Origin of the sequence: Alkalibacillus flavidus (genome assembly GCF_040545925.1) — a bacterium.
Taxonomy (GTDB): domain Bacteria; phylum Bacillota; class Bacilli; order Bacillales; family Alkalibacillaceae; genus Alkalibacillus; species Alkalibacillus flavidus.
Genome location: NZ_JBEPMX010000002.1, coordinates 81825 through 94705, shown reverse-complemented (window position 1 = coordinate 94705; position 12881 = coordinate 81825). Strand labels below are relative to the sequence as shown.

Annotated in this window: 10 protein-coding genes and 1 other annotated feature; of the genes, 9 read left to right on the top strand and 1 reads right to left on the bottom strand. The window is 39.3% G+C overall.

Annotated features, from left to right (window positions below):
• Window positions 1-52 precede the first annotated feature (52 nt).
• Complete coding sequence (locus ABID56_RS03030; RefSeq protein ID WP_354219137.1) at window positions 53-706, top strand: DUF421 domain-containing protein; 654 nt, start codon at window positions 53-55, stop codon at window positions 704-706.
• Here the strand turns inward: ABID56_RS03030 and spoVB are convergent.
• Entirely contained in the window at window positions 686-2227 is a 1542-nt protein-coding gene (gene spoVB, locus ABID56_RS03025) for a stage V sporulation protein B (RefSeq protein WP_354219136.1), read from the bottom strand. The two genes, ABID56_RS03030 and spoVB, sit on opposite strands and share 21 nt — an antisense overlap.
• Window positions 2228-2442: 215 nt before the next feature.
• Here spoVB and ABID56_RS03020 point away from each other — a divergent pair, with 215 nt between their 5' ends.
• The 8 genes from ABID56_RS03020 (at window position 2443) to hisS (ending at window position 12871) form a co-directional block, all read left to right on the top strand.
• A complete protein-coding gene (locus ABID56_RS03020) occupies window positions 2443-2739 on the top strand; it encodes a post-transcriptional regulator (protein ID WP_377946488.1) in 297 nt (98 codons plus the stop codon).
• 49 nt (window positions 2740-2788) lie between these two features.
• Complete coding sequence (gene secDF, locus ABID56_RS03015) at window positions 2789-5059, top strand: protein translocase subunit SecDF (RefSeq protein WP_354219134.1); 2271 nt, start codon at window positions 2789-2791, stop codon at window positions 5057-5059.
• Between the two features lie 107 nt (window positions 5060-5166).
• Complete coding sequence (locus ABID56_RS03010; RefSeq protein WP_354219133.1) at window positions 5167-5523, top strand: lipopolysaccharide assembly protein LapA domain-containing protein; 357 nt, start codon at window positions 5167-5169, stop codon at window positions 5521-5523.
• A 57-nt stretch (window positions 5524-5580) separates the two neighbouring features.
• Entirely contained in the window at window positions 5581-7896 is a 2316-nt protein-coding gene (gene recJ, locus ABID56_RS03005) for a single-stranded-DNA-specific exonuclease RecJ (RefSeq protein WP_354219132.1), read from the top strand.
• Window positions 7886-8398: an adenine phosphoribosyltransferase gene (locus tag ABID56_RS03000; RefSeq protein ID WP_354219131.1), complete on the top strand. Its 513-nt coding sequence runs from the start codon at window positions 7886-7888 to the stop codon at window positions 8396-8398. The genes recJ and ABID56_RS03000 overlap by 11 nt, the downstream gene beginning before the upstream one ends.
• 214 nt (window positions 8399-8612) lie before the next feature.
• Window positions 8613-10799 (top strand): RelA/SpoT family protein, encoded by a 2187-nt coding sequence (locus ABID56_RS02995; RefSeq protein ID WP_354219129.1) that lies wholly within the window; start codon window positions 8613-8615, stop codon window positions 10797-10799.
• Between the two features lie 12 nt (window positions 10800-10811).
• Window positions 10812-11255, top strand: a complete 444-nt coding sequence (gene dtd / locus ABID56_RS02990; protein WP_354219128.1) for a D-aminoacyl-tRNA deacylase — start codon at window positions 10812-10814, stop codon at window positions 11253-11255.
• Window positions 11256-11309: 54 nt separating this feature from the next.
• Window positions 11310-11542: a binding site (T-box leader), on the top strand.
• A gap of 60 nt (window positions 11543-11602) precedes the next feature.
• Window positions 11603-12871: a histidine--tRNA ligase gene (hisS, locus tag ABID56_RS02985; protein WP_354219127.1), complete on the top strand. Its 1269-nt coding sequence runs from the start codon at window positions 11603-11605 to the stop codon at window positions 12869-12871.
• The last annotated feature ends 10 nt before the right edge of the window (window positions 12872-12881 follow it).

The window sequence follows — 12881 nt, the reverse complement described above, 5'->3', positions numbered from 1 at the left end:
AGTGGTATCTCTTCAGGATAAACTATTGAGAAAGAGTTTGGGAGCTGAAGAGATGTTACATGATATTGTCTTATTATCGGTTAGAACGATTAGTGTATATGCTATTGTTTATTTATTGTTTCGATTCATGGGTAAGCGAGAAATCGGTGAATTAAGTGTCATGGATTTAGTCATTTTCATTATGCTAGCAGAAATCGGGATCCTGTCGATTGAACAAACGGATGATTCTTTCTTTGTCTTAATAACCCCCATGATAATTTTATTCATTATTCAACGACTCACAGCACAATTATCGTTAAAAAGCCATCGCGTTCGAACCGTATTAGACGGAAAACCATCCGTGATTATCCGACATGGCAAAATAGACGAAGATGTTATGAAGAAACAACGCTATAATTTAGATGATCTGATGGTCCAACTGAGGGAAAAAGGTGTCGTTCATATGCGTGATGTTGAGCTTGCCATTTTAGAAACGAGTGGCAAGCTTTCTGTGTTCACAAAAAAAGATAAGCCGTTAAACTATTTTGAACCAATCATTATTGATGGGAAGTGGCAACAGAGTGCCCTAGAGGAACAAAACATGACAAAAGAGAAAGCGTCAAAACAATTAAAACGACATGGCATCGAACGAATTGATGCCATATCGTTTGCACAAGTAGAAGAGGATGGATCTATTCATATTGACTTAAAACCGCCCAGTTCTTAATTGATTCCATTCGTCTTTTGACAAAATTTTTAACAACCAAAGTCCAACCACATACAACATCGTTATGATAGCGATCGAACAAGACACATATAAAATCGACGGTAAATAATGCAGCCAGTTTGTTAGCTGTTCGCCAATCACATATAGTACGGTCATGAGACTAATCATTTTCACGACTAATGACATTGGAATTGTAAAATGAATCAGTTTTGCGAGCGATACAATATGCAGTAATGTCACGACAATGACGCCTGCAATGATCGATAACATCACCCCATCAATCCCAAATGATGGTTTTGTAGCCAGTAACCACAACGTGATAAGCTTAACGGCGGCGCCGATTAAACTATTGATCATCGCTTGCTTAGCGAACTCTAATGCTTGTAGCGCAGCTTGTAGAGGCGCCTGTATATATAAAAGTAGGAAAAAAGGTGCCATAAACGTTAACATACTTGAACTCGATTCGGTGTTGTAAATAAGGTTTAATATCGTCGGAGCCAGTAATAAAAAGATAATCGTCGCAACACCACCTGATGCGAACGAAAGACGGATCGCTTGTCTTATTCGATAATGGACGGTTTGTTGGTGTTGATTAGCGTTCGCCTCGCTAATAGACGGAATGAGAGCAACAGAGAGTGAATGGGTAATGAATGTTGGTAATAGTAATAATGGCATAATATACCCTGTCAATTGCCCGTAAAGGCTCGTACTTTCACTAATGGTATAACCAGCGATTAGTAGTGTATGGGAAACGAAAATCGGTTCTAAAAAGTATGTAGCTGACCCTATTAGTTTGGTACCAGCAGTCGGTAAAGCAATATTGAGCAACCGTTTATAGACATCTTGTATCGCAGACTGAGCCTTGGGGATCGATTTGGTTAATAGTGCAGGTTGCTCTCGCTTGTAACACCAATACATATATAGAAGTGATACGAATTCACCAATGACGACTGATGCCATCGCTCCTGCTGATGCTGCGGCTAGTCCATATGGGATGGTCAGTTGTACGAATAAAATGACAAACCCAATACGGACAATTTGTTCAATAACTTGAGCGATTGCTTGCGGTTTCATGTTCTGTAATCCTTGGAAATACCCGCGTAGAACAGCAGAAATCGCAACGATCACAATAATGGGACTGATCGCGATAAATGATAAATACGTTCTGTCATCTAAAATGAGATAAGTTGTAATATAAGGTGCGAGTGTGATTAATAAACCGGTCAGGATAATACTTAATGAGACGGTAATAATTAAAGAAGTCGTGACAATCTGTCTGATCCGATGATATTGTTGATTCGTATGCGCTTCTGCAACGAGTTTGGACACAGCAACAGGTATCCCAATTTGTGACAATGTAATGACAAAAAACAAGGCCGGTAACGTTAACATATAAATACCGACACCTTCATCACCGAGTATACGGGCTAGCACCATGCGATTTATAAAGCCGAGTAACCGACTGATCATACCAGCAACAATTAAAATGAGGGCTCCTTTAATAAAAGTCTGCTTGGACAATTTGAATACCTACCTTCTCAAACGAACGAAATTTCGATACAATAATTTATATGCTTGTGAAGTGGTTCATCATGTTAGACTTAAACAAGTTTTCGAAATATAAATAAACACATTTAACATGCCCCTTCCCACATGATTTGGTTGGGGACTTTATTAGGTTTTATAAGTTTCGTTTTAAAATTAGTTAGACAAGCAGGTATATAAAAGGAGGATGTGTGTTGGAGCCGATTACAAAACATGTTGAACATTGGCGTCCTGAACTTTATGATGTGATTCAAAGTAAAGTAGATGAGCTCACAATTTTAGGTTATGATGAAGTGAGCCATGATGATGTATGGCGTTGTTTAAATCAAAAAGTATGGCGGAAAAATAAAGAACTTACGCTCCACCAAGTTGTTCAAGATATTTTACATATGACGGATCAACTATTTATGAGTTATTTAACCGTTCAAGCCCAAAAAGAACCTGGTGACTTAATGGAACATATTGAAGCATTATCATCAAATGAATAATAATAGTGACTGAAAAGTGTTGTTACGGCCAAAGGAGGAAACGAGAAAGATGCAGAGAAAGGGACGAATAGTTGCGTTCTTTTTAATCGTGATTATGTTAGGAACGGTTATCGGAACGACAGCGACTTCTATTACAAAAGATATTCCGCTCGGTCTTGACTTACAAGGTGGTTTTGAAGTCTTGTATGAAGTCGAACCTTTAAACGAGGGGGACGAAGTAACTGATGATATGCTCGATGCGGTGGTAGAAAGCTTGTACCAACGTGTCGACGTTTTAGGTGTTAATGAGCCTTCGATTAATATTGAAGGGGATAACCGAATTCGTGTTCAGCTAGCAGGCGTCAGTGATCAAAACGAAGCAAGGGAATTGCTTTCGACGACGGCTAGTATTTCGTTTCGCGGTGTAGATGATGAACTTTATTTTGATGGCTCTCAACTCGTTGAAGGAAGTGCTGCTCAGGATTTTGGTGAGACGAACCAACCGATTGTCACGCTAGAAACAAAGCGCCAATTCGAAGACAGTGAATACGAAAACTTTCGTGATGTAACTGAAGAAGTTGCCGCTAAACCACGTGGAGAGAATCTACTTGTGATTTGGCTCGATTATGAAGAAGGCGATTCTTTCCAAGAACAAAGACAATCTGAAGATCCGAAATATTTATCAGCACCCGCAGTCGAAAAACCAATTCCTGGAAACGATGTGATGATTGAAGGTAACTTCACGATTGAAGAAGCACAACAATTAGCGGACTTATTAAACGCAGGCTCATTACCCGCTGATTTAAATGAAGTGTACTCTGTTTCAGTTGGGGCACAGTTCGGTGAGCAAGCATTAGATAAAACGATTTTCGCTGGTGCTTTAGGCGTACTACTTATTCTCTTGTACATCATCGGCTATTACCGTTTCCCAGGTATTATTTCAGCTGTCACGTTAAGTGTGTACATTTATTTAATTTTACTCGTGTTTAACTTAATTAATGGTGTGTTAACATTACCAGGTATTGCGGCCTTAGTGCTCGGTGTCGGTATGGCAGTCGATGCGAATATCATTACATTTGAGCGCATTAAGGAAGAATTAAAAGCTGGTAAGACATTAAAGTCAGCTTATAAAGCCGGAAATAAACGATCACTCGCAACCATTTTAGACGCGAATATTACGACAATTATTGCCGCAACGGTATTGTTCATTTTCGGTACAAGTTCGGTTAAAGGTTTTGCGACGATGTTGATTATTAGTATTATTTTAAGCTTTATTACAGCCGTTTATTTAACTCGCTTATTGCTTAACTTATGGGTCAATAGTAAGGCGCTAGATAACAAACCACGCTTATTCGGTGTTAAACCTAATGAGATCATGGATATTACAAAAGGTGAAGAGGTCAAGCCTCATGTCTTTGGTAAAACGTTTGACTTTATTAAACATCGAAATAAATTCTTCTCGATTTCAATTGCTTTAATTACGGCAGGTGCCATTTTCTTAATGACAGCTGGTTTGAACTTAGGAATTGATTTCGAAAGTGGTTCAAGGGTTCAAGTGTTAGCTGATGACACGTTAACGACTGAGCAAGTGGAACAAGATTTTGATTCACTCGGTTTAAATCCGACCCAAGTCGTCATGGCTGGTGATTCGAATGATATGGCAATGGTTCGATTTGATTCCGTCTTAGGCCAAGACCAAATTGCTGAGTTAAATAATTACTTTAGTGAAGAATACGGTAATGAACCAAGTGTCAGTACGGTCACACCGAAGATCGGACAAGAACTAGCGATGAATGCGATATACGCTGTTCTTTATGCATCGATTGCGATCATTATCTATGTTACATTCCGCTTTGAAATGTTCTTTGCGATCACGGCTATTTTAGCATTATTGCATGATGCATTCTTTATCTTGGCATTGTTCAGTATATTCCAGTTTGAATTTGATATTACAATTATTGCTGCGATACTGACCATTGTCGGTTACTCGGTTAACGATACCATTGTGACATACGACCGTATCCGGGAAAACTTACGCCTTGAACAACGAGTTAAATCGTTTAAGGAATTAGCATCCATTGTGAATAAGAGTTTAATGCAGACATTAGCACGTAGCTTTAACACGGTTATTACCGTTGTATTTGCTGCTGTGATGCTATTCGTCTTCGGCGCTCAAGCGATTACGTACTTCTCATTTGCGTTAATCGTTGGACTAATTGCTGGTACCTACTCATCTCTATTCCTAGGTTCTCAGCTATGGCTTATTACGCGTGGACGCAATATTAAGGAAAAACCGATCGATTATCGTAAGAAGAAAAAACAAGAAGGCCCACAAGTATAAATGGGCAAAGGTGACAGGGAACAGTCTCTGTCACTTTTTTACATGATTAAATGGTTAACGATTAGGGAATAGATGAATACAAATTTTTATAGAACGGGAGAGGTCATATGAAACAACAAACGCTTATTATTTTAACAATTCTATTCACGATTATTATCGCTATTTTTGCGATTATTAACGTCGAATCTGTCCCTGTGGATTTTCTATTTGCTCAAACTGATGCCCCGTTGATTCTTGTCATATTATTGTCAGTATTGCTAGGTGCATTGGTTGCAGCAGGTGCTAGTTTCACTAAGATTTATCAATTACAAAAGCAACTGAAACGTGAGCAAACGAAAAATGTTAGCGAAACAGAAACGATATCAACAGAACACGAAGAAAAAAATAATTCGGAACAACAAGATCAAACTATAACTGGTCAAGACGGTGACACAGACGAACAAAAAAATAACCAAGACACGTAATCGTCAATTGATACCCCTGACAAGCTCTTGTATAATGAGTGAGTTAGGGGTGACGTTATGTTAAAGAGTAAAATGCATTGGCAATTAAATCAAAGCACTATAACCCCGCCGTTTAACTTATCTGTTTCTCCCATTATTGAACGGATGCTCGTTAAACGAGGGATTACGACTCAAGAAGAAGCTGAACAGTTTTTATTTCCCAATATAAATGATTTACATAACCCGTTTTTATTCGAAGATATGGAGAAGGTCGTATCGCGTATTGAACAAGCGATCGAGAATCAAGAATATATCGTTATTTATGGCGATTATGATGCAGACGGTGTGACAGCAACGTCGGTTCTAGTTTCCACTCTCTCATCATTAGGAGCTTCAGTCGATTATTATATTCCAAACCGGTTTACTGAGGGATATGGACCGAACGAAGAAGCTTTTCGTATGATGGCTGATTCAGGGTGCACATTATTGATTACAGTCGATAATGGTATTGCAGCACCTGAAGAGGCGCAGCTGGCTAAAGCATTAGGTATGGATTTGATTATAACGGACCACCATGAGCCGCAATCTGCATTACCTGAGACGTTCGCAACAATCCACCCAGCTTTATCAGAAAGCTATCCCGATGATGACTTAGCTGGTGTTGGTGTCGCGTTTAAAGTGGCACAAGCCTTGTTAGGTGAAGTACCAAAGGAATTGACGAGTTATGTTGCAATTGGAACTGTAGCGGATTTAGTTCCGCTTCGAGGCGAAAATCGATTGCTCGTTAAACAAGGTTTATCGGTTCTATCAAAACCATGCCAACCAGGCATTGAAGCGCTGAAACAGCTAGGTAAACTAGAGGGAACGTTAACAGCTGACAATATTGGATTTGTCATTGCCCCTCGACTGAATGCGGTAGGACGTCTACAAGATGCTGATTTAGCTGTTGACCTATTACTCGCTGATGATCCAATTTTAGCGGAAGATATGGCTAAAGAAATAGATGCTTTAAACCAAGAACGTCAGCAACTCGTCAAAACAATCGCAAACGAAGCATTTGAACAAATTGAAACGTATCACCAAGAAGATGATGTCATTGTTGTTGCAGGGGAAGGATGGAACCCAGGTGTTTTAGGAATTGTTGCGTCTCGTATTGTCAATACGTATTATCGTCCGACAATCGTACTTGGGATCGACCGTGATAAAGGTATCGCAAAAGGTAGTGGTCGCAGTATTCCTGCTTATGATATGTTCCAAGAAGGAATGCGTGTGCGGGATTATTTTATGCATTTCGGAGGCCATGCTCAAGCAGCGGGGATGACCGTTGAATTATCTCAAGTGGATGTGCTACGTCAACAGCTTAATGAACATGCTAAAGAAGTGTTAACTGATGATGATTTCACCCCGACGTTGACGGTTGAAGATGACGTCTCATGGGCTAATATCGATTTGAATTTCCCGAAAGAATTAGAAAAATTAGCGCCGTTCGGTATGGGAAATGATAAACCCATTTTTCAAGTATCGAACATTACATTGACGCAAATTAAACGAATTGGATCTAATCAGAATCATATTAAGATGTTAGGAACGAAAGACCAAACATCTGTCGAAATGATTGGGTTTCAGCTCGGAAATTTAGCCGATCGTTTAACTTCTGGTGCTTCAATTGATGTCGTCGGTGAAATTGAGCTCAATGAATGGAACGGGTATCAAAAGTTACAAATCAAATTAAAAGATGTTCGTTGTATGGAGTGGCAATTATTTGATTACAGAGGTAAGGCATTAAACGACTCGACGAAACAGCAGTTACAAGATAGTGAAGGAACTGTATTTGTATCCTTTCAACAACAATCTCAAACTGAGGACAACGTGATGCATTACAATGAGATCATTCATGAGCCATTCGAGCAATCACTTAAAGTTGTTTGTGTTGATATGCCAGAATCACTCGATCAATTCGAATCGTTATTAGAGCAGTTCGAATTTGAAGCCATTTATTTATGTTTCCGGCAAGAGCATTCACATTTTCTGTCGACCTTACCAACTCGAGATGATTTCAAACAACTATATGCGATTTTTAAGAAACATCAACAGATCCGACTAGATCAAAAACCCGAGTTAGCAAAAGCAAAAAATTGGTCTTCTGATCAACTTGATTTTATGTTAGACGTGTTTTTTGATTTGAATTTTGTTAAAATAACTAATGGTTTAATTGTTATACAAGATAATGTGTCGTTTAGACCACTCGATGAATCACCAACTTATCAGCGAAAATTAAATGCTGTGACAGTTGAGGAGACGTTATATTACTCAACGTACCGCGAATTAAAAGAATGGATTCAAAGCCGAATTCATTCTCGATTTAAGGAAGGGGAAGTCGTATATGAATTTTAAAGATTATGTGACCATCGTAGAAGATTGGCCGAAAGAAGGCATTCGTTTTAAAGATATTACGACATTGATGGATAATGGACCTGCTTTTAAAGCGGCAGTTGATGAAATTGTGGCTTATGCGAAAGAGCAAGAAGTTGACGTTATTGTTGGGCCTGAAGCAAGAGGCTTTATTGTCGGTTGTCCAGTGTCATACGCGTTAGAAGTAGGATTTGCGCCTGTACGTAAGGAAGGAAAACTCCCTCGTGAAACGATTAAAGTCGATTATGGATTGGAGTATGGCTCCGATGTTTTAACGATTCATAAAGATGCGATTAAACCTGGTCAGCGCGTGTTATTCGTTGATGATTTATTAGCGACCGGTGGAACAGTTGAGGCGACAATTGACTTAGTTGAACAACTCGGTGGTGAAGTTGTCGGGTGTGCCTTTTTAATTGAATTATCTTATCTAAATGGTCGTGAAAAGCTAAAAGATTATGATATACTAAAACTTATGGAATACTAAACAACTTTGGCTGACCCACCTTAAGGGCAGCCAAGTTTTATTATTTACCACTCGAAAAATGTTTGAATATGCAATCGGATAACAAATTTTTGTTTTGTAACATTTAATTTTTTTAATTATAATCGATATTAAGATTTAGTGTGGATCAACAACTGACCATAGCAGAATCGAATCGTAAATCATATGAACAAATTATGTACACCTAGGTGATGTTATGTCTAAGCATGAAAAAACAATTGAAGAAGTCATTGAAGATGCAGGTCGTTATTTGAATGAAGAACATACGACCTTTCTTCGACTTGCCTACGATTATGCGAAAGAAGCGCACGAAGGCCAAACGCGTAAATCAGGCGAGCCATATATTACGCATCCAGTCCAGGTCGCAGGCATCCTAATTGAATTAGAAATGGATCCAGCGACGATTGCTAGTGGTTTTTTACATGATGTTCTTGAAGATACAGATGCGTCTTATGACGATCTAACAAAGGAATTCGGCGAAGAGGTAGCATCGCTTGTCGAAGGTGTTACAAAGTTAGGTAAAATCAAGTATAAATCCAAGGAAGAACAACAAGCTGAGAACCATCGTAAAATGTTTATTGCCATGGCGAAGGATATTCGTGTTATTTTAATAAAATTAGCTGACCGTCTTCACAATATGCGAACACTCGACCACTTACCAGAAGATAAGCAACGTCGAATTGCGAATGAAACGTTAGAGATTTTTGCGCCATTAGCGCACCGGTTAGGTATCTCCACAATCAAATGGGAGCTTGAAGATATTTCCCTACGGTATTTAAACCCGCAACAATATTATCGAATCGTGAATTTGATGAAACAGAAGCGGGACGAGCGGGTGTATTATATTGATAAGGTCATTAATGAGATTCAAGGTCAATTAGACGATGTGAACATAACGGCCGAAATCTCAGGTAGACCGAAACATATTTATAGTATTTACCGGAAAATGGCGATCGATAAAAAGGATTTCAATGAAATCTATGATTTACTCGCAGTCCGCGTCATCGTGAAAAGTATTAAAGAATGCTATGCGGTATTAGGCATCATTCATACGTGTTGGAAGCCGATGCCTGGCCGATTTAAAGATTATATTGCGATGCCGAAGCCGAATCTGTACCAGTCCCTTCATACGACGGTTATTGGGCCTAAAGGTGATCCGTTAGAAGTACAAATTCGAACACAAGAAATGCACGACATTGCTGAATACGGTATTGCGGCACATTGGGCTTATAAAGAAGGTAAAGAATCGAGTCAAGAAGATATGTCGAAGCAACTGGCATGGTTCCGTGAAATTCTTGAATGGCAAAATGAAACAAATGACGCTGAAGAGTTCATGGAGTCGTTAAAGGTCGATTTCTTTTCCGATATGGTATATGTCTTTACACCAAACGGAGATGTTATAGAATTGCCTAGTGGTTCTGTACCACTTGATTTTGCTTATCGCATTCATACAGAAGTTGGGAATAAAACCGTTGGCGCGAAAGTGAACGGTAAAATTGAGCCGTTAGATTACCAATTACAAACCGGCGACATTGTAGAAATGTTAACATCAAAACATTCGTATGGTCCGTCAGAAGATTGGATAAAAATTACTCAAACGTCTCAGGCGAAAAATAAGATTAAGCAATTCTTTAAGAAACAACGTCGTGATGAAAATGTCGAACGTGGTAAAGATATTATCGACAAAGAATTAAAGAACTTAGAATTATCGCCTAAAGAAGTGCTCGTTGAAGAAAATATCCAAAATGCGATTGATAAGTTGCATATTAACTCTCTTGAGGATCTTTATGCTGCGGTTGGTTATCAAGGAATTACAACACAACAAGCCATTAACCGTCTAACCGAAAAAATCGCAAAAGAAGAAAAGGCAGAAGACCTTGAGAATTCGTTAATCGAAGCCCAGCAAGAGATGGAAACAAAACGACAGAAGAAGACAGGTATTGGCGTCAATGTCAAAGGCATGGACAATTTAATGGTTCGTCTGTCCAAATGTTGCACGCCTGTTCCGGGTGATCCGATTATTGGGTTCATCACGAAAGGTCGTGGTGTATCTGTTCACCGTACCGATTGCCCGAATATCAAAAATGAAGATCAAAACCGTTTAATTGACGTCGAATGGGAAGATGTAAATCGTCAACGGAAAAATTATAGTGTTGATCTTGAAATTTCAGGTTTCGATCGTAACGGCTTGTTAAACGAGATACTACAAGTCGTCAACGAAACGAATACAGATATCGTTGCCGTATCAGGTAAATCAGATAAAAACAAAATGGCGACGATTAATTTAACGATTTTAATTCAAAATGTCGACCATTTGAAGCGGATAGTTGAACGGATTAAGCATATTCGTGATGTATTTACTGTCCAGCGTATGATTCAGTAAGGGAGAGAGACGATGAAAGCAGTCGTACAACGTGCAGCCCATGGTTCTGTTGAAGTGAATGGTGAAACGACAGGAGCCATTCAAGAAGGGTTAGTTGTGTTACTCGGTGTGACACATGATGACACAGAGAAAGATATCAATTACATTGCTGATAAAGTGACGAATTTACGTATTTTTGAAGATGATGCGGGGAAACTGAATTTATCAGTTAAAGATGTCGGTGGACACGTGTTATCGATTTCGCAATTCACCTTATACGGTGACACGCGTAAAGGAAGACGCCCGAGTTTTATAGAAGCAGCAAAACCTGATTATGCCAATAAATTATATGAACAGTTTAATGATCGCGTTCGTGAGTCAGGTGTGCCAGTTGAAACTGGAGCTTTCGGTGAGCATATGAATGTATCGTTACTAAATGACGGACCTGTCACATTGATTTTAGATTCTAATGAATGATATACTTGACAGTCGTATCGTTTATGGATATGATAGTAAAAACATTTGAATACGTAAAAACCGAAGAAGGAAAGAGTAGTGAAATGTCGACAATGACAGAGAGGGTTTGCCGTGGCTGGAAGCGAACCTATTCAATCCATTTCATGAAAGACATTCTGGAGGTATCGTGCTGAAAGACGTTAATGTTCAGTAAGTGTGATCGCGATAAAGCGTTATGTTAATGAAGTGAGAGCATATCATAGTATGCTTTAATCAGGGTGGCAACACGGGTATATCTCGTCCCTATCAAATATCCATTTGATAGGGACTTTTTTAATGTCAATAAAATAGTTAGGGAGGGTATGGTTATGAACATTCATATTCCAAGAGGAACTGAAGATTTATTACCAGAGCAAACGAAAAAGTGGCAAGTGATTGAACACACTTTAAAACAATTAGCTGATAGATATCATTACCATGAAATTCGCACACCGATGTTCGAACGAACGGAATTATTCCAACGCGGTGTTGGTGATACAACAGATATTGTCCAAAAAGAAATGTACACATTTCAAGATAGAGGTGGTCGTAGCTTAACGTTAAGACCCGAAGGAACGGCTTCTGTCGCCAGATCTTACGTTCAACATAAAATGCACGGTAACGCCGAACAACCGACGAAACTATATTACTTAGGGCCAATGTTCCGTTATGAACGACCACAACAGGGCCGCACACGCCAATTTACGCAATTCGGTATTGAGGCGATTGGTAGTGCTGACCCAGCAATTGATGCGGAAGTCATTGCTTTAGCAATGGATAGTTATCGTGACTTAGGTTTACGCTCGCTAAAGCTTGTACTCAATAGCTTAGGTGATCAAGAAAGTCGTGAAGCTCACCGTCAAGCGCTTGTCGATCATTTTAAGCCACACGCTGATGAACTTTGCGCTGATTGCCAAATGCGTTTAGAACAAAATCCATTACGCTTGTTAGATTGTAAAGTCGATCAAGATCATCCGTCGATGCAAGATGCTCCATCTATTTTGGAGTATTTAAACGACTATTCTTCACAGTATTTCGAAGACGTGAAAAAGCATTTGGATTATATGGGGATCGATTATGTGGTCGATGAAACGTTAGTGCGCGGGTTGGACTATTATACGCATACAGCGTTTGAAATTATGAGTGAAGCAGAAGGGTTTGGTTCGATCACGACATTATCTGGTGGCGGCCGTTACAACGGACTTATACAGGATATTGGTGGTCCTGAATCATCAGGTATTGGTTTTGCGTTAAGTATTGAACGATTAATTATGGCATTAGATGCTGAAGGTATCGACCTTCAAAACGATGATGAATTAGATTGCTACGTCGTGACGATGGGTGATGAAGCGAAATTTGCTGGTTCACAACTTGTATATCAGTTACGACAAGCGGGCTACAAAGTCGACCAAGACTATTTAGATAAGAAAATGAAAGCTCAATTTAAAGCTGCTGATCGTTATGCAGCAACATATGCTGTTGTCATCGGTGAATCCGAGATGGAACAAGGTGTCGCAACGATCAAGCGTTTAGCAGATGGTGAACAAAAAACGGTCGCAATTGACCAAATTGCTAATGAAATACAGCAAGGAATGTAAGGAGGAACAT